This is a genomic window from Desulforhopalus singaporensis, from assembly GCF_900104445.1.
Classification (GTDB): domain Bacteria; phylum Desulfobacterota; class Desulfobulbia; order Desulfobulbales; family Desulfocapsaceae; genus Desulforhopalus_A; species Desulforhopalus_A singaporensis.
Genome location: NZ_FNJI01000002.1, coordinates 75,710 through 92,307, shown reverse-complemented (window position 1 = coordinate 92,307; position 16,598 = coordinate 75,710). Strand labels below are relative to the sequence as shown.

Here is a 16,598-nt window from a genome sequence, read left to right as displayed (position 1 = left end):
CAATGGGTTATAATCCGGACAAACCAATGGATGGCCGCATTTCAGATCTTGGTCCCCCACATTACGAACAGTTCTTTCCGGCCGTGATCAAGGAAAACAAAGGAAAGTGGCTGTGGCACGAAATCACTCAGCCCGGCGTGCTGATGCACAAATCTGAAACCGGTGCCGAAGTGTATACCGTTCGTGTAGGGTGCGCTCGTCTCGTATCTGTTGAGTACATCCGTGAAGTTTGTGATATCGCTGATAAGCATTGTGACGGGTACCTGCGTTTCACCACCCGGAACAACATCGAGTTCATGGTTGATTCCAAGGACAAGGTTCAGCCTCTTCTTGACACGCTTGCCACCTACGGAACCAAGTATCCCGTAGGTGGAACCGGCGCCGGTGTGACCAATATCGTTCACACCCAGGGCTGGGTACACTGCCACACTCCGGCAACCGATGCTTCAGGTGTTGTCAAAGCGGTAATGGATGAACTGTTCGACTACTTCACCTCCATGACACTGCCGGCACAGGTGCGCATCGCCCTCGCCTGCTGTCTCAACATGTGTGGTGCTGTTCACGCTTCGGATATCGCCATCCTCGGTATTCACCGTAAGCCGCCGATGATCGACAACAAGCGTATTACCGGCGTCTGCGAGCTTCCGCTTGCTATCGCATCCTGTCCGCTTGGCGCAGTTAAACCTGCAAAAGCTGAAATTGACGGCAAGGAGATCAAGACCGTCAAGGTTAATGTTGACCGCTGTATGTTCTGCGGTAACTGCTACACCATGTGCCCCGCCATGCCGCTTGCCGACCCTGAAGGCGACGGTATCGCAATCCTGGTGGGCGGTAAGGTTTCAAACAGAATTTCCGAGCCAAAGTTTTCCAAGCTGGTAATTCCTTACCTGCCGAACAACACCCCGCGCTGGCCGGAGACGGTTCAAGCGGTTAAGAAGATTCTTGAAGCGTATGCAGCGGACGCCAAAAAGTACGAGCGTATCGGTGACTGGGCTGAGAGAATCGGCTGGGAAAGATTTTTTGAAAAATGTGACATCCCGTTCACAGAGAAGAGCATCGACGACTATCGTCTTGCATATGATACGTGGCGTACCACCACGCAGTTTAAGTACAGCAGCCATGTAAAATAACAAAGCAGGAATGAAGGTTTTTAGCCGGAGTCGTTTTCGGCTCCGGCTGAACCGATGCTTTCTTCAATCTCTACAAATAGAGGAGTAGGATTATGGCACTGGATAAAGAAGCATTAAAAGACGCCATAGAGGAGAAAGCTACTAAATCTCCGAAGCCGCAGCTGTACATCAAGGATTTCTATGCATGTGATCCTGACAGCAAGCCGCGGGTTATCAAAAATGTCGCCAACGAGATGGTTAGAGAAGGCCGCCTTGCGTTCTGGTCTTCCGGTTCCACCACCATGTATGGAATTCCGTCACGTATTCAGGACGAGGAACACTCGAAGGAAGATTAATATCTTGTCTTTTTTGCGTCACCGTTCGTAGAGGCACCGGGAGCATCTGCTCCATGGTGCCTTTTCTATTTGTCCCCAAATCACCAGACAAGAAGATGAAAATTTACTGGTATGACCAGCTGGATTCGACCAACCGCAAGGCAAAAGAACTTGCCGAAAAAGGCTGCGAATCAGGTGTTGCAGTATGCGCCAAGGCCCAGACCGCAGGGCGAGGCAGGCTCGGCAAACAGTGGCATTCTACCGCAGGGCAGGGGCTCTACTGCTCCTGCATCGTACGTCCAACTGTTGGTGCCGAGGAATACCCTAAGCTGACCATGGTCGCGGGAGTTGCGGTGGCGAGGCTCCTCTCCTTAATGGTTGACAAAAAGGTTCAGCTGAAATGGCCCAACGATGTCTTTTTTGACGGTAGAAAATGTGCTGGAATCCTCGCAGAGAGTTCTGATCTTACGGCACCGCCAGAAAAGAGGTACGCCGTTATCGGCATAGGGATCAACGTCAACCAGAAGACAGGCAGCTTCCCGGCCGAGTTGCAGCAAAAGGTGACAAGTCTCCATGAACTGGCTGGCGTAACCTTTGATCTGCGGCTTCTTGGTGAAAAAGTGGTCCAGGCGCTGGCTCAAGAGATCGATATTTTTGAACAGCAAGGGTTCGGGCCTGTCCTTGACCAGTGGCGCAGAATGGATTATCTGCTTGGCAAGAACCTGACGTGCGTTGATGTCTATGGAGAACTGGTCAGCGGACTGTCTCTTGGCCCGGATGAAACAGGAAATCTCTATCTCAGGGGTGAGGACGGCCGCCTGCACAAGGTTCTCTCCGGTGACGTGGAGCTTGCGCGTAAGGCCTGACTCAAACGCTCCGGCTGATGATCGAATCGGCCGGAGCGATGGGAAAGAATGAAAACAGCTCAGTAGCGGTAATACTCGGGCTTATACGGGCCTTCAACCTTCACCCCTATATAGTCCGCCTGCTCCTGGCTGAGGGTGGTCAGGTTAGCCCCGATCTTCTGCAGGTGAAGTCTGGCGACCTTCTCATCGAGGGACTTCGGCAGGAAATAGACCTGCTTTTCGTATTTTTCAGCATTTTGCCAAAGCTCTATCTGTGCCAGGACCTGATTGGTGAAGGAGTTGCTCATCACGAAACTGGGATGGCCGGTGGCGCAACCAAGGTTAACCAGGCGTCCTTCAGCCAGGACGATGATTTTTTTGCCGTCGGGAAAGATGACGTGGTCTACCTGGGGCTTGATGTTGTCCCACTCAAGATCCCGTATTCCTGCGATATCGATTTCAGAGTCGAAATGCCCGATATTGCAGACGATGGCCTCGTCGGGCATCATCTCCATGTGGCCCCGGGTTATCACTTTGAGATTACCGGTACAGGTGACGAATATGTTGCCGATAGCGGCAACTTCTTCAACAGTTACCACGCGGTACCCTTCCATCGCCGCCTGGAGGGCGCAGATAGGATCGATCTCGGCGATATAAACCGTCGCTCCCATGCCGCGTAGCGCCTGGGCGCATCCCTTGCCGACATCACCGTAACCGACGACGACACAGTTCTTGCCGGCGATCATCACATCGGTGGCTCGCTTGATTCCGTCAATCAGGGATTCCCTGCAGCCGTAGAGGTTGTCGAATTTGGATTTGGTGACCGAGTCGTTTACATTGATGGCAGGACAGCCAAGGCTGCCTGCGGTTGCCATTTCGTTGAGCCGGTGAACCCCGGTGGTGGTCTCTTCGCTGATGCCGCGGATACCTGTCAACTCGTTATGGTATTTCTGGTGGAGAACCAGCGTCAGGTCGCCACCGTCGTCAAGCACCATGTTCGGTCGCCAGTCGTCGGGACCGAAAATTGTCTGGTCGATGCACCACCAGAACTCCTCCTCGGTTTCTCCTTTCCAGGCAAAGGTCGGGATGCCGGCTGCGGCTACAGCTGCAGCGGCATGGTCCTGGGTTGAGAAGATATTACAGCTGGACCAGCGCAGCTCTGCGCCAAGCGCAACGAGGGTCTCCATCAAGACAGCCGTCTGTATGGTCATGTGCAGACAGCCGGCGATGCGGGCTCCCTTTAACGGCTGCTTGCTGGCATATTCTTCGCGCAGCGCCATAAGGCCGGGCATTTCGGTTTCCGCGATCTCAATCTCTTTACGTCCCCACTGGGCAAGAGTGATATCGGCTATTTTATAATCGTTGGTCTGTTTGGTCATTGGGATATCCCTTTAGAAAATGATGACAATCTTCGTATCAGAGGTTTGCCGAATCCCTGAGAAGATCGGCTTTATCGGTCTTTTCCCATGTGAACGAGTCGAGCTCTCTGCCGAAATGTCCGTAGGCTGCTGTTTCACGGTAGATCGGTCTGAGCAGGTCAAGCTGGGCGACGATGGCTTTGGGTCTCAGGTCGAAATGGTCGACGATGAGCTGCTTGATCCTTGAGTCGGAAATTTTTCCGGTGCCGAAGCTGTTGACGTTGATCGATACCGGGTTGGATATGCCGATGGCGTAGGCAATTTGTACCTCTATTTCATCGGCGATTCCCGCTGCTACGAGATTTTTGGCGACGTAGCGACCATAGTAGGAGCTCGACCTGTCGACCTTGGATGGGTCTTTGCCGGAGAACGCGCCGCCGCCGTGGGACCCTTTCCCGCCGTAGGTGTCGACGATAATTTTTCTACCGGTAACGCCGCAGTCGCCGACGGGCCCGCCGATAACGAACCGTCCGGTAGGGTTGATGAAATATTTGGTGTTCTTGTCGACCATATCAAGGGGCAGGATAGGTTTTACGATCTCCTCAATCACCCCTTCCTTGAGCGCTTCGTAGCTTATTGTCTCGTCATGCTGGGTGGAAAGAACCACCGCCTCGATGCGCTTCGGGACGTTGCCTTCATATTCTATGGTCACCTGGCTCTTGGCATCGGGTCTGAGCCAGGGCAGTATTTTCGCCTTGCGCACCTCGGCCTGCCGTTTGGTCAAGCGGTGGGCCAGGGTAATCGGCATCGGCATAAGCACCTCGGTCTCGTTACAGGCGTAGCCGAACATAATTCCCTGGTCGCCTGCTCCCTGGTCGAGATCGAGACCGCTTCCTTCATCGACTCCCTGGGCGATGTCGGTGGACTGTTTGTCGATCGAGGTCATGACTGCGCAGGATTGCCAGTCAAAACCCATATCTGAAGAATTGTAACCAATTCCCTTGACCGTTTTTCTTACAACGTCTGGCATGTCCACCCAGGCGGAAGTAGTGATCTCACCGGCTATGAGCACCATTCCGGTGGTAACCAGCGTCTCGCAGGCGACCCTGGCCTGGGTGTCCTGTTCCAGGATGGAATCGAGTATTGCATCTGATATTTGGTCGGCAACTTTGTCAGGATGACCTTCTGAAACCGATTCAGAGGTAAATAAATAAGCTGACATCTTAACTCCTATGATTGGATTGTCTCGCGTAACTGTTCTATTAACGATTGCAAAAGGTACACATTGTACTACTAATTACAACAAAAGAACGCAAAAAAAGTATTTTATTTGGACAAAAAAAATCTGGATCCATCACCAAACGCTCATATTACAAAACATCACGGTCAGTCAGGCGGTGCTTTTCTGGGATGGCGAATGACAATTACAGTTTGAGAAAATAAGTTTACGAGAAAACCTTCACCTAAATGGGTAACAGGTGCGCCATTTTTTGTTGCGGCGGTGCAAAAGATGCTTACAGTTGCCCCGGTAACGACGGGAGGGCTCTATATCCCGATATTTCAGAATAATATTCCACCTGTAACGCAATAGGGATAATCAGATGACAATTGAAGCGGCCAAAGAAGTGCTTTTGACTGAAGAGCGCGGACTTTCAGCAGTGAGAGAAAACATTGGGGAAGAGTTCGTGAAGGCCATTGAAACCATACTGGCCAGTCGTGGAAGACTCGTTATTACCGGGATCGGCAAATCGGGGATAGTCGGACAGAAAATTTCCGCCACCCTCAACAGCACCGGTACGCCATCTTTTTTTCTGCACCCGGTTGAAGCCATGCACGGTGACCTCGGTATGGTTATGAGCGGGGATGTCGTCCTCGCAATCTCCTATTCAGGGGAGACCTCCGAACTGAACAGCTTGTTGTCCAGCATCAAAAAGCGCGGTAACCCGATCATTGCCATGACCGGGGGGCGTAATTCCTCTCTTGCCTTGGCAGCGGATATTGTCCTTGATATTGCCATCCCGAAAGAAGCATGCCCACTTGGGCTTGCCCCGACCACCAGCACCACCGCGACCCTTGCAATGGGTGATGCCCTGTCGGTTGTACTGCTGAAAAGAAAACAGTTCCAGGCGGAGGATTTTCGCCAAAATCACCCTGGAGGCAGCCTTGGCCAGCGTCTGAAAGTCGGGGTGTCGGAAGTGATGCTTACCGGCGATGACATCCCCTGGGTGAGCTCGGATCTGTCAGCGATCAGGACCATAGAGGAACTCAACAACAAAAACCGCGGGGTGGTATTGGTTCTCGATGATAACAAGGTGCTGCTGGGTATAGTTACCGACGGCGATATCAGGCGGGCTCTCACTTCGGGTAAAGTTCTCAATGAAATCGACGCCGCTGGACTGATGACCCACGATCCGATTACCATAGACATCGACCACATGGCAGCCGATGCCCTGTCGATCATGCAACGCCATGAAATCACCGCGCTGCCTGTGGTGGATGAAAAGCACCGCCTGATCGGTCTTCTGCACCTGCATAATCTGCTGGGAAAAGGAGAGTTCCGCTTCCTGGTCTGAGAAGGCCGGCCGATCGATACTGTCTAGCTTCTGCCAAAGGGCGGAAGCTGCAGGATCTCTTTGAAGCTGTCGACGTGATAGCGGGCCTCGAGATCGCTGTTTTTAAACGCGATCAGGTCGACGCCACAGGCTGACGCGTGCTGCTGGTCAACGATTGAGTCGCCGATAAAGAGTGCTTCCTCGGGGGCGCAGTTGAAATGGTCGAGAATCTCCAGCAGTCCGTCGGGTGCCGGTTTCGGGCGCTTTGCCGTGGCCGCGGTTACCACCTTCTCGAAGTAGTGGTCCAGGTTGTGACTCTCCAGGAGTGGGAGCATGGTATTGGTTCTGTTGGTGGAGATGGCCAGGCGGTATTTTTTCCACACCCTCTCAAGGAAGTAAACCAGGTCCGGTTCCATCTTCATGTGTTGCAAAAATGGTTCGTAGGTGATCTGCAGGCGGTACTCATGTACCTGGTCAAGGTTTGGAGAGCGGTGCCTGCTGAAAATGCGGGTGATCGCTTCAATCACGCTGCTCATGTGCACGTAATCTTCCTCGCCGCTATCCATTTTCGGCAATCCGAAGTGATCCAGCAGGTGGTTGTAGTATGCGATATTGGCCTGCTTTGAGTCGAACATGACGCCGTCGCAGTCAAAGACGATAAGTTTTAACATAACAAAAAGTACCTTGGATATAGCTTGTGAATCATCTCACAGGCCTGAAAAAAGCTGGTCGCAAAGCCAGTCAATTGCAAACCCGAGCAGTTCACGGTCATCTTCCATTTTGTTCATCTGTTGCTCGTCAGGCTTGATGCCGCCGAGCCGGTCTGTGAGCAGCCGGTCTTTGAAAGTATCGAGGTCGTACAGACTGAGGATAAACTTGTCCACCTGACCGACGGAAGGGATAAAACCGTTCCTGACAGCGTCGTGCTGCAGGATCGCGGCAAGACGATCGTTGAAATGGTTGTATTCGGCCAGCCCCTGATGCTGCCCGTAGGTAGCGGCCGTATTGACCCTGGCTTCGCTGAAGCCTTGGCAGTGATGCTCTTTTATCAGGACGAAATGTTCCTCAAGCCTGTCCCCGTCCACTCTCATCACCGCCCGCCCAAGCGGGTATGACCGGCACGCCGAGGGGCGATGGTCGTATACAGTGCATCCCCGCCTGCCGACGAACACGCAGCTGGCGCGGCCATCGTCCACCATGGTCAGGTAAAATCTGGGAAAAGGTTCTCCGGGTTCATGCTCCATGATTATATATTTCTCAAGCATCTCGCTTGAGCTGCAGCCGGCTCCCCGGCGCAGCCGGAGCACATCGTAGGGGGTGAGCGCCAACTCAAGCATGCGGCAGCATTGGGTGAAACAGCTGACCCCGCTATGGCAGTCGAACGTAAACCGCTCATCCTTTCCCAATCGATGGACAAATTGCGGTAACTGGACTCTATTTTCCATCTCTCACCTGACTAGAGCCTTTTCTTGCCGAGCACGGTAAGGACCGGGCTGGCGATGAAGATGGATGAATAGGTACCCACCACTATACCGGTGAGCAGGGCGAAGGCGAAGTCGTGAATGACAGCTCCGCCGACAAAGAAAATCGATGCCAGAACTATGATGGTGGTGAGCGAGGTGACGATTGTCCTGCTGAGCACCTGGTTGATGCTGTCGTTAATATTGGATTCCACCGACTTGTTTGCCGATTTTATCATGTTTTCCCTGATCCTGTCGAACACGACCACGGAGTCGTTGAGGGAATACCCGGCCAGAGTGAGTAAGGCGGTGACGATCAGCAGGGTGATCTCGATGTTGAGCAGCCAGCAGATGCCCAGTACCACGATGACGTCATGAAAGGTCGCGATGGCCGCTGCCAGTCCGAACCGTATGTCGAACCGAAAGGCCAGGTAGACGATAACGCCGGCAAGGGAGATAATAATCGCCTGGATCGCCTTGTTGCGCAGCACGGAGCTGACCGACGACCCGATTTCCGACTCGCTTTCCAGGTTGAATGCTTTTTCGGGAAATTCGTTTTTTAAGATGGTACTGACCTGCTGATCGAGATTTGCCACCACCGCATCGGATTTCTTGATCTTGATGATCAACCGGTTCTCGTTCTCCACTTCCTGAAAATTCAGGTCCTGCATATCGTTGCGGTGGAACGCGTTGCGCACCTCGCCAATGGTGAACGGCTGGTCGGCCTTATACTGGAGAAGGGAGCCGCCGGTGAAGTCGACGCCGAGGTTGGCCTGTCCCCTGGTGATCTGGATAAAAGCCAGCAGTCCGATAATAACCATTATGGACGACAGGGCAAAGGCGATTTTCTTCAATTTAAGAAAGTCGAGGGTGGACTTTTTCGCTATCAGCAGGAAGTTGAGTTTTTCCATCGGTTTTACAGAATTGATGGTGTCAAACATAAGCCGGCTGAAGAAAAGGGCGGCGAAGAGGTTGAAGACGATACCCAGAGAAAGTGTTACCGCAAAACCCTTGATGGGTCCGGTACCGAACAGAAACAGGGCCAGGGCCGTAATAAGCGTGGTTACCTGGGAGTCGACAATGGTCAGAAAGGCTTTGCCGAAACCGCTGTCGATACTGGAGCGTACCGATTTACCGAGTCCAAATTCCTCGCGCATCCTCTCAAAGATGAGAACGTTGGCGTCAACCGCCATACCTATGGAGAGGATAATACCTGCGATACCCGGCAGGGTGAGGGTGGCGTTGAGGATGGCCAGGCCTGAAAAGAGCAGCAGGATATTGAGGAGCAGCGCAAAATTGGCAATAATACCGGAGAGCCGGTAATAGATGATCATAAAGCCGAGAACGATAAGTGCCCCGAAAATACCAGATGTTAGTCCTTTATTGATGGAATCCTGTCCAAGGCTTGCCCCGACGGTCATGTTCTGGATAATGTCAACGGGGGCGGGAAGGGCGCCCACCCGCAGAACGATGGCGAGGTCCGACGCTTCTTCATGGGTGAAGCTGCCGGATATCTGGGCCGATCCGCCGAGAATCCGTTCGCGGATGACCGGGGCGGAACGGACAACGTCGTCGAGTACTATCGCCATGCGTCTGCCGACATTTTGTTCTGTAATATGGGCAAACACCTTGCCTCCCCGGCTTGTCATGTCGAGGCTTACGTAGGGTTCGTTGAAGGTGCCGCCAATCCGGACCTGGGCGTCTTTGACCATCTCGCCGGTCATGAGGATCTTGTTTTCAAGCAGGATGGGTATGGTAAATTCCTGCTTGGTCTGCTTGTCTACCTGTTTTTCAAAATATATGGAAGTATTGTCGGGCAGCCGTCCGGAAAGTGCCCGGTTGAGCTTTGCAACCGGTTCTCCGTCGTGCCACTGGCCAAGATGAGTTGCGTCGGCGATAAGCTCATTGAGATTGATTCCCGCTGATTCGGCGACCAGCCGAAATTCGAGCTGGGCGGTGTCGCCCAACAGTTTGAGCGCACGCTGGGGATCTTTTACCCCGGGGAGCTGGATGACGATCTCAGATGTCCCCTGCCTGATAATGACCGGTTCTGCAACGCCAAACTGGTCGATTCTGTTACGTAAAATTTCAAGGGACTGTTCTACTGCATTATCCTTGATATATTGTTTCTTGTCGTTGTTAAGAGTCAGGAAGATCCTGGGAAAACTGCCTTCTTTCGCCTCTACCCTGGCGTTGAGGTCTGGGAAGTCTTCACCAATCATTTTCGTGACCTTGTCGGTGGCGCTGCTGTTGGGCAGGGTGAAGATTACCGTGTCGGGTGAGGGGGAAGCTGTTCTTACAGCGCTTATGGAATTTTCCGCAAGCGTATCCTTGAGGTCGTTTGCGGCGAATTCAAGGTTGTTCTCCTCAGCCTTTTTCAGGTTGACCTTGAGAACCAGGTGCATTCCGCCCTGGAGATCAAGGCCCAGCCGCAACCCTTCCGGAGCCATGTAGGTTTTCCACCAGGAAGGAGTGTTGGCATAAAAAGAGGGCACCACAGTGACAACGGCGAGAGCCATTATGGCGACCAGAAGCGCGAGTTTGAGTTTGAGTGCAGTGTTCATGGATTTTCCTGAAATTATCGTAATATGAGCAAGAAGCGGTAATCAAATTAGGTCAAACCATGCGATTATACCGCAATGCATGAATCTTGCAAGTTCTGCGGTGTGAAATAGGGTGCATTTCTCAAGGCAAAGAACCAAATGGAGGTCGCTTGTCTTGTGTCTTTGCCTTTGCATGGCGGCCGGGTTCAGCGAGGTGAAATTACTGGGGGGCATCGTCGCTATAGTCGCAGTTGATTGCGTGTGCCATACAGGCGGCACCGAACCCATTGTCAATATTCACCACGGCTACTCCGGGAGCGCAGCTGTTGAGCATCCCAAGAAGCGCAGCGATGCCGCCGAGGCTTGCGCCGTATCCGACTGAGGTCGGCACCGCGATAACCGGAGCCCTGGCAAGACCGGCGACGACACTGGGCAGTGCCCCCTCCATTCCGGCCACGACAATGATAACGGATGCCTCATGGAGCAGTTGTTGTCTGTAAAACAGGCGATGGAGGCCGGCCACCCCGATGTCGTAGAGACTTCCCACCGGATGACCGAACAGCTCCAGGGTCAGCCGCGCCTCTTCTGCAACCCGAATATCGGAGGTCCCGGCACATACCACAAGGGCCTTGCCCCGGGTTTTCTGCATCCTCACGTCTGCCTTGTTGGCACAAAGCAGACCTGCAGGTTCGTGGTATTCAAGTTCTGGACAGCTGCAAAGAATCTTCGCTGCTTTTTGGGGGTCGACCCTGGTTACCAGTACGGGGCTCGCCCTCTTTAGCATGGCACGGGCAATGGTGATTATCTGCTCAACAGTTTTTGAAGCGCCGTAGATAACCTCGGGAATGCCGGTGCGTAAATGGCGCTGGTGGTCAAGATTGGCGTGCTCCATGATCTCCGATGGAAATCCGGTCAGCTGCTGCATTGCTTCCTCCACCGTGCAGGTGGCGTCCTTGACCCGGTTCAGCAGGTCGGTGAGTGTCCGGGGGTCCATAACTATTATCCCTGTTGCGTCTTTAGGTGATTGATTGTCGCCGTCCGTAGGGGGAAGCGGTTTCCAGTATAATTTACAGTTGCCCCCGCCCGGTCCTCAGCTAAAAAGGGGCTTGCCATAATATTGGCCGGGAAGTACACTTGACACTCGGATTGTATCTGTTCCTGCGTCCGGGGCCGGTCTCTGCTGCGCTGGATCGCAAACAAGAACGAACGGGACGGACGGTCCACATTGCCGGCAACACGCCGATAATTAAAGCAATATTAACCGAAGAGGTAGAGTAATGTACACCCAAATATATATACTGCGATTTCCCAAGGATGCCAGTGACCAACCCTATATCTACCGGCTGGTAAAAGAGTATGATATCGAGTTCAATATTCTCAAGGCCGATATCCTGCTCCAGCGTGAAGGACTCATGATCATTGAACTCAAAGGCACCAGCAAAGGCAACGTAAAGTCCGGGCTCGACTATCTCAGAAATCTTGGGGTGCGGGTGGAGCGCATGGCCGCGAGAATTCGTCGTGACGACGACAACTGCTTCCAGTGTGGCGCCTGTACCGGGGTCTGCTCCTCCGGGGCTCTCTATGTCAAGCGTCCGGAGATGGCTGTTGTCTTTGATGCCGAAAAGTGTACCGGATGTGGCCTGTGCGTCCCTATCTGTCCGGTTCGGGCGATGGAAGTGTCGCTGAACGACGAGCGGATCTTTGCAGAATATATGATTTAAAAAAAAAGAGCAGGCGCCGCATCGGCGCCTGCTCTTCCGGTGTTGTTAATGGACGACAGGGCCGACCGAGTCGTCTTCTTCATCCTTGCCTCCAAACAGAGTCCAGTCCGGCAGGTTGAGCTTGGGAAACCAGGATGACAGCTTTGAGCCGGGTGGATCACCCGCCTCGATACGGGCCAGGAGCTCGGTCGCGGTGGGCGCGATAGAGCTTTTCGGGTAAGCTGCCAGCAGATAGTTCAGACGGACTGCAGCCTGATCGTATTTTGCTGTTCTTACGTAGTATTCCACCACGAAGTATTCGTGGTTCGCCAGGAACTCGGTTGCAGCCTTGGTTCGCGCCTCTGCTTCAGCGCTGTAGGGGGAGTCGGGATACGCTTTGAGCAGCTGGTTGAAATGGCGGATGGCCTGTTCCGCGCCGGACGGATCTCGGTCGATGCGGTCTATGCGCTTGTAATTGCACATCGCTTTTTGATACAGCACGTAGGGCATGGAGGCGTTGGTCGGATGCCGCTCCTCAAACTCCTCATAAAGCATCAGGGCTTCGAGATATTTACCGAGATGGTAGGAGCAGTCGGCGGCTTTGAGTTCGGCCAGGATCGCTTCGGGGCTGAACGGGTATCTGTTCAATATTTCCTCGAAAAATTGCACAGCCGTGAAATATTTACCGACGTTGTAGTCATCCATCCCCTGGGACAGCAGCTTCCTGGCCGGCAGGGTCAGGTTGTCGTTTTCTATTACGTTGCCTTCTTCATCAATGGAGGTGAAGTTAAAGGTCTCCTTGAAGCCTGAGCATCCGCTTTGCATTGCAAGCAAGAGGATTACCAGTATCATTCCGGCTTTTCTGGACAAATGTAATTTCGTCAGGGTCATCAGGGCTGGTCCGGTTTGTTCAGCTTTTCATCAGTTGTAAATAGTTTTCAGCGGCCAGAACGGCAACCGCTCCCTCTCCCGCGGCGTTGACAATCTGTCGTACGTCCTTGCTGCATATGTCGCCTGCCGCCATGACTCCGGGAACCGCGGTTCTTGACTCGATGTCGGTGGGGATAAATCCCCACTGGTCGGCCTTCAGTTTTTCCAGGGGAAGTCCACTGTTGTTCGGGGTGACTCCGATGAGCACAAACACCCCCTGTACCTCAAGGACGGACTCGTTGCCGTCCTTGTTTTTCAGTCTGAGCCTTTCAACCCCGTTTTCACCTTCTATGGCCGTTACCACACTGTCCCAGATAAAATCGATCTTCTCGTTGGCAAAGGCGGTTTCCTGGATTATTTTCGTTGCCCGCAGTTCATCCCTGCGGTGAATGACGCTTACCCTGCTGGCAAACTTGGTGAGATACTCCGCTTCCTGGATGGCGGTGTTGCCGCCTCCCACGACTGCGACGTGCATGTTCCGGTAAAAAGGTGCGTCGCAGGTGCCGCAGTAAGAGACACCCTTGCCGCGCATTTCCTGTTCGCCGGGAACGTTGATGGTATTTGCCCTGGCGCCGGTACAAATGATCAGCGTGTCGCAGCTCACCCGGCTCCCGTCTTCAAGGTGAAGAACCTTTATGGCTTCGTCGTCAAGATCGACCTTGACAACGGTACCAATTTCTATGTTGAGGTCGAATCGTTTGGCGTGCTGAGTCATCTTCTCGACCAGCTCAAATCCGGTAATCCCTTCGGGAAAGCCGGGATAGTTGTCTACCCAGTCGGTCAGCAGCACCTGCCCCCCGGTAGCCCCCTTCTCAATGAGGACATGATCCAGACGCGCCCGTGCCGCGTAGAGCCCGGCCGCAAGCCCTGCCGGGCCGCCGCCTAATATAATGAGTTCGTAATGTTCTTTCATCGGTGTTGAATACGTCAAATGGGCTAAACAGAGGCTGCTGTTTTGTGACCGGGTAAACCCCGGGAAACGGCAGCCATGGCGACTGCTTTATTGAGCTTTCTCAATGAGAGCAACAAGCTGGGATTTGCCGACAGATCCAGTGATCTGGTCGACAACTTCGCCACTTTTGAAAAGGATCAGGGTCGGAATGGCGCGAATGCCGAATTTCCCGGGGGTTTCAGGGTTGTCATCCACGTTCATTTTGGCAATGGTTACTTTGCCGTCATATTCGTTGGCGAGATCTTCAATGACCGGGCCGATTGCCTTGCACGGACCGCACCACGGAGCCCAGAAATCAACCAGGGTGGGCCTGTCTGCCTTAATTACGTTATCAAACTCTGCGTCAGTCAGTTGCAAGACGTTTTCGTTTGCCATCATGTGCTCCTTTATTCATGAAATTTGTTCGTGTCTGATCGTCTGGTTACGGCTCCAAGCAGCCGCAAATAAGTCTGCTGTCCACTTTACCTGTTGCTCCATTGGCTGACAAGCATAAAAAGTGGCATGCCGGGTGCCAAACGCCATTGTTTAGCGATACCCTACAATGTTCATCAAATAAAAAAAAATCAAGGGGGGATTGTTTGACAGTAAAACGATCACCATGCTATATTGCCCGTCGATCAATGAAAAAAAGGGTGAAAAAAGGTGTGGTGCTCACCGCTATCTTTTGACATCAACACGATAACATAATAACAGCAACAGCCGGCCGTTGAGTCGGTCGATAAGGAGATAGCAATGGAAAATACACGTTCCGCTTCCCTGTTTGAAAACGCCAAGAAAGTTATTCCCGGTGGGGTCAACAGTCCCGTCCGGGCGTGTCGCTCGGTAGGTTGTGATCCGGTTTTCATCACTGGCGCCTCAGGGGCAAAGCTGACGGATGCCGACGGTAAGGAATACGTCGATTTCGTCGGGTCCTGGGGGCCGATGATCCTCGGTCATTCCCATCCGGAAATCGTCAAGGCGGTGCAGGATGCCGCGGCGCAGGGAACCAGCTTCGGCGCGCCCACGCCGACAGAAATTGAGCTTGCCCAGATGGTGGTGGAAGCGGTTCCGTCCATAGAAAAGGTCCGGTTCGTCAATTCGGGCACGGAAGCCACCATGAGCGCCGTGCGCCTTGCCAGGGGATACACCGGTAAAAAGATGGTGGTCAAGTTTGACGGCTGCTATCACGGCCACGCCGATTCCTTCCTGGTGAAAGCCGGGTCGGGGGTCATTACCCTCGGTATCCCCGGAAGTCCTGGGGTGCCTGACGATATCGTCAAAAATACCCTCTCCATCCCATATAACGACTGCGAGACCCTGGAGAAAACCCTTCGAGACCCGGCGCTTGACATCGCCTGCGTCATCGTCGAGCCGGTTGCCGGAAATATGGGGTGCGTCCCGCCGAAGAAAGAGTTTCTCGAAGACCTCAGGAGATTGACCGGAGAGCTGGGAATCGTCCTCATATTCGATGAGGTCATCACCGGATTCAGGCTCAGTTACGGTGGAGCCCAGAAATACTACGGGATCACTCCCGATATGACATGTCTTGGTAAAATCGTCGGTGGCGGATTGCCGGTTGGTGCTTATGGCGGGAAAAAAGAGATCATGGACTGCATCGCTCCAGACGGTCCGGTGTACCAGGCGGGAACCTTGTCCGGCAACCCGCTTGCCATGGCGGCAGGAATTGCAACCCTGAAACTGCTGCAGGCCCCCGGGTTCTATGAGCAGCTGGAAGAAAAGGCCGCTGAATACGCAGGCAGGCTTGCGGACATTAGCGCCAGTACCGGAATTGCGGTGACCCTTAACCGGGTAGGATCGATCATGACCGGCTTTTTTACCGAGAACGAAGTGGTTGATTTTGAGTCGGCGATGACCGCCGACACCAACCGCTATGGTCTCCATTACCGGCAGATGTTGTCCAAAGGTATCTATATGGCTCCGTCGCAGTTCGAAGTTGCCTTCATCTCCGCTGCGCAGAGCGGAGATGATCTCGAAAAGGCAATAAAAATGACTGAATGGTCATTCAAAAAAATGCTCGAAAAATGAATTTATATTGACTATGATAGGCAGTCGTGATATCAAACTCGGTTATGAACTCAGGGTTGTCCTGAGCAGAAGGTGGGTGGTGTGAATGTCGGATTTGAAAAAAGAATTTGTTCAGCTGCTCGCCAACTACGGCCATATCGGGTTCACTTTCGTCTCTGCGATACTGGTCGGTCTTGGCGCGGGGATTGTGCTTGACCAGAAAGTGTTCGATGGTCGCACCGCGCCATGGTTCACGTTTATCGGTCTGGCTTTTGGTATTGCCGCGGGGTACAAGACCCTGCTCGAAATTATCTGGCGAACCAAGAAGGAAGAGAAGGAAAAACAACAACAGAAAGATAAACGAGAGCACGAGGAGTAGAAATTTCTGTGACTGATGAGTTCGCGCCACTGTTGATGATGAAGGTGGCAAGCTGGATCGTTCTCCTTTGCCTGGCACTCGGTTCGGCTCTGTTTGTAAACCTTGATTTCGCCTTCTCGGTGCTGGTTGGGGGGCTGATCTCCATATGCAGCTTCTCGGTGTCGGCAAGCGATGTCAACAGGCTTATCGATAGTGTCACCGCTCTTCGCTCCCCGGAAGAGCGCAGGGAACGCGCCCAGCGGGAACAGAAAGGGTACCTGCTGAAGTTCTGGATACGCATTGTAATTATAGGTGTTGTCCTGTTTGTCGTTATCAAGTGGCAGCTGGTCAACATCTTTGGACTGATTTTGGGTTTGTCAACGGTGGTTATCTCGGTCACCCTGGTTGCGATCAGGCTGGCGGGGGGCTACTTATTCAGAGGGAGGAGGTAA

Annotated in this window: 17 protein-coding genes; 8 read left to right on the top strand and 9 right to left on the bottom strand. The window is 53.1% G+C overall.

Going from position 1 to position 16,598, the window contains the following annotated elements; genetic code table 11:
* Positions 1-2: 2 nt before the first annotated feature.
* The 3 genes from dsrB to BLQ17_RS01550 all read left to right on the top strand — a co-directional run bounded on the left by dsrB (position 3) and on the right by BLQ17_RS01550 (position 2,310).
* Positions 3-1,130 (top strand): dissimilatory-type sulfite reductase subunit beta, encoded by a 1,128-nt coding sequence (gene dsrB / locus BLQ17_RS01560; RefSeq protein ID WP_092219087.1) that lies wholly within the window; start codon positions 3-5, stop codon positions 1,128-1,130.
* 92 nt (positions 1,131-1,222) lie between these two features.
* Positions 1,223-1,465, top strand: coding sequence for a dissimilatory sulfite reductase D family protein (locus tag BLQ17_RS01555; RefSeq protein ID WP_092219085.1), 243 nt, complete (start codon positions 1,223-1,225; stop codon positions 1,463-1,465).
* A 53-nt stretch (positions 1,466-1,518) separates the two neighbouring features.
* Positions 1,519-2,310: a biotin--[acetyl-CoA-carboxylase] ligase gene (locus BLQ17_RS01550; protein WP_092219083.1), complete on the top strand. Its 792-nt coding sequence runs from the start codon at positions 1,519-1,521 to the stop codon at positions 2,308-2,310.
* A 59-nt stretch (positions 2,311-2,369) separates the two neighbouring features.
* Here BLQ17_RS01550 and ahcY read toward each other — a convergent pair whose 3' ends face one another.
* Both ahcY and metK read right to left on the bottom strand, forming a co-directional pair.
* On the bottom strand, positions 2,370-3,668 hold the full coding sequence (ahcY, locus tag BLQ17_RS01545) for an adenosylhomocysteinase (protein WP_092219081.1): 1,299 nt from the start codon (positions 3,666-3,668) through the stop codon (positions 2,370-2,372).
* Positions 3,669-3,705: 37 nt separating this feature from the next.
* Positions 3,706-4,869: a methionine adenosyltransferase gene (metK, locus tag BLQ17_RS01540; RefSeq protein ID WP_092219079.1), complete on the bottom strand. Its 1,164-nt coding sequence runs from the start codon at positions 4,867-4,869 to the stop codon at positions 3,706-3,708.
* Between the two features lie 379 nt (positions 4,870-5,248).
* Here metK and BLQ17_RS01535 point away from each other — a divergent pair, with 379 nt between their 5' ends.
* Complete coding sequence (locus BLQ17_RS01535) at positions 5,249-6,220, top strand: KpsF/GutQ family sugar-phosphate isomerase (protein ID WP_092219077.1); 972 nt, start codon at positions 5,249-5,251, stop codon at positions 6,218-6,220.
* A gap of 23 nt (positions 6,221-6,243) precedes the next feature.
* Here BLQ17_RS01535 and BLQ17_RS01530 read toward each other — a convergent pair whose 3' ends face one another.
* From BLQ17_RS01530 to larB, 4 genes are all read right to left on the bottom strand, one after another.
* Entirely contained in the window at positions 6,244-6,870 is a 627-nt protein-coding gene (locus BLQ17_RS01530; protein WP_092219075.1) for an HAD family hydrolase, read from the bottom strand.
* A gap of 36 nt (positions 6,871-6,906) precedes the next feature.
* Entirely contained in the window at positions 6,907-7,644 is a 738-nt protein-coding gene (locus BLQ17_RS01525) for a YkgJ family cysteine cluster protein (RefSeq protein ID WP_092219074.1), read from the bottom strand.
* An 11-nt stretch (positions 7,645-7,655) separates the two neighbouring features.
* Entirely contained in the window at positions 7,656-10,223 is a 2,568-nt protein-coding gene (gene secD / locus BLQ17_RS01520; RefSeq protein ID WP_092219072.1) for a protein translocase subunit SecD, read from the bottom strand.
* 199 nt (positions 10,224-10,422) lie between these two features.
* The gene (larB, locus tag BLQ17_RS01515; RefSeq protein WP_092219070.1) at positions 10,423-11,196 is read right to left on the bottom strand and encodes a nickel pincer cofactor biosynthesis protein LarB; all 774 of its coding nucleotides are present in this window, start codon (positions 11,194-11,196) and stop codon (positions 10,423-10,425) included.
* A 283-nt stretch (positions 11,197-11,479) separates the two neighbouring features.
* Between larB and BLQ17_RS01510 the strand changes: the two genes are divergently transcribed.
* Positions 11,480-11,923, top strand: a complete 444-nt coding sequence (locus BLQ17_RS01510; protein ID WP_092219067.1) for an NIL domain-containing protein — start codon at positions 11,480-11,482, stop codon at positions 11,921-11,923.
* A gap of 45 nt (positions 11,924-11,968) precedes the next feature.
* Here BLQ17_RS01510 and BLQ17_RS01505 read toward each other — a convergent pair whose 3' ends face one another.
* The 3 genes from BLQ17_RS01505 to trxA form a co-directional block, all read right to left on the bottom strand.
* Positions 11,969-12,754, bottom strand: a complete 786-nt coding sequence (locus tag BLQ17_RS01505; protein WP_092219317.1) for an outer membrane protein assembly factor BamD — start codon at positions 12,752-12,754, stop codon at positions 11,969-11,971.
* Between the two features lie 58 nt (positions 12,755-12,812).
* Positions 12,813-13,745 carry a thioredoxin-disulfide reductase gene (gene trxB, locus BLQ17_RS01500; protein WP_092219064.1) on the bottom strand — a complete coding sequence of 311 codons (933 nt, stop codon included), beginning with the start codon at positions 13,743-13,745 and terminating at the stop codon, positions 12,813-12,815.
* An 87-nt stretch (positions 13,746-13,832) separates the two neighbouring features.
* On the bottom strand, positions 13,833-14,159 hold the full coding sequence (gene trxA / locus BLQ17_RS01495; protein ID WP_092219062.1) for a thioredoxin: 327 nt from the start codon (positions 14,157-14,159) through the stop codon (positions 13,833-13,835).
* Between the two features lie 357 nt (positions 14,160-14,516).
* Between trxA and hemL the strand changes: the two genes are divergently transcribed.
* The 3 genes from hemL to BLQ17_RS01480 all read left to right on the top strand — a co-directional run bounded on the left by hemL (position 14,517) and on the right by BLQ17_RS01480 (position 16,598).
* On the top strand, positions 14,517-15,809 hold the full coding sequence (hemL, locus tag BLQ17_RS01490) for a glutamate-1-semialdehyde 2,1-aminomutase (protein ID WP_092219060.1): 1,293 nt from the start codon (positions 14,517-14,519) through the stop codon (positions 15,807-15,809).
* A gap of 85 nt (positions 15,810-15,894) precedes the next feature.
* Entirely contained in the window at positions 15,895-16,167 is a 273-nt protein-coding gene (locus BLQ17_RS01485) for an AtpZ/AtpI family protein (RefSeq protein WP_092219058.1), read from the top strand.
* 8 nt (positions 16,168-16,175) lie between these two features.
* Positions 16,176-16,598, top strand: coding sequence for an ATP synthase subunit I (locus tag BLQ17_RS01480; RefSeq protein ID WP_092219057.1), 423 nt, complete (start codon positions 16,176-16,178; stop codon positions 16,596-16,598).

Bases quoted from the DNA above. Each gene is read 5' to 3' on its own strand.
- ahcY (WP_092219081.1), bottom strand. From the start codon at position 3,668: ATGACCAAACAGACCAACGATTATAAAATAGCCGATATCACTCTTGCC.
- dsrB (WP_092219087.1), top strand. From the start codon at position 3: ATGGGTTATAATCCGGACAAACCAATGGATGGCCGCATTTCAGATCTT.
- BLQ17_RS01485 (WP_092219058.1), top strand. From the start codon at position 15,895: ATGTCGGATTTGAAAAAAGAATTTGTTCAGCTGCTCGCCAACTACGGC.
- BLQ17_RS01525 (WP_092219074.1), bottom strand. From the start codon at position 7,644: ATGGAAAATAGAGTCCAGTTACCGCAATTTGTCCATCGATTGGGAAAG.
- trxA (WP_092219062.1), bottom strand. From the start codon at position 14,159: ATGGCAAACGAAAACGTCTTGCAACTGACTGACGCAGAGTTTGATAAC.
- BLQ17_RS01535 (WP_092219077.1), top strand. From the start codon at position 5,249: ATGACAATTGAAGCGGCCAAAGAAGTGCTTTTGACTGAAGAGCGCGGA.
- metK (WP_092219079.1), bottom strand. From the start codon at position 4,869: ATGTCAGCTTATTTATTTACCTCTGAATCGGTTTCAGAAGGTCATCCT.
- BLQ17_RS01505 (WP_092219317.1), bottom strand. From the start codon at position 12,754: ATGATACTGGTAATCCTCTTGCTTGCAATGCAAAGCGGATGCTCAGGC.
- trxB (WP_092219064.1), bottom strand. From the start codon at position 13,745: ATGAAAGAACATTACGAACTCATTATATTAGGCGGCGGCCCGGCAGGG.
- hemL (WP_092219060.1), top strand. From the start codon at position 14,517: ATGGAAAATACACGTTCCGCTTCCCTGTTTGAAAACGCCAAGAAAGTT.
- BLQ17_RS01510 (WP_092219067.1), top strand. From the start codon at position 11,480: ATGTACACCCAAATATATATACTGCGATTTCCCAAGGATGCCAGTGAC.
- BLQ17_RS01555 (WP_092219085.1), top strand. From the start codon at position 1,223: ATGGCACTGGATAAAGAAGCATTAAAAGACGCCATAGAGGAGAAAGCT.
- BLQ17_RS01530 (WP_092219075.1), bottom strand. From the start codon at position 6,870: ATGTTAAAACTTATCGTCTTTGACTGCGACGGCGTCATGTTCGACTCA.
- larB (WP_092219070.1), bottom strand. From the start codon at position 11,196: ATGGACCCCCGGACACTCACCGACCTGCTGAACCGGGTCAAGGACGCC.
- secD (WP_092219072.1), bottom strand. From the start codon at position 10,223: ATGAACACTGCACTCAAACTCAAACTCGCGCTTCTGGTCGCCATAATG.
- BLQ17_RS01550 (WP_092219083.1), top strand. From the start codon at position 1,519: ATGGTGCCTTTTCTATTTGTCCCCAAATCACCAGACAAGAAGATGAAA.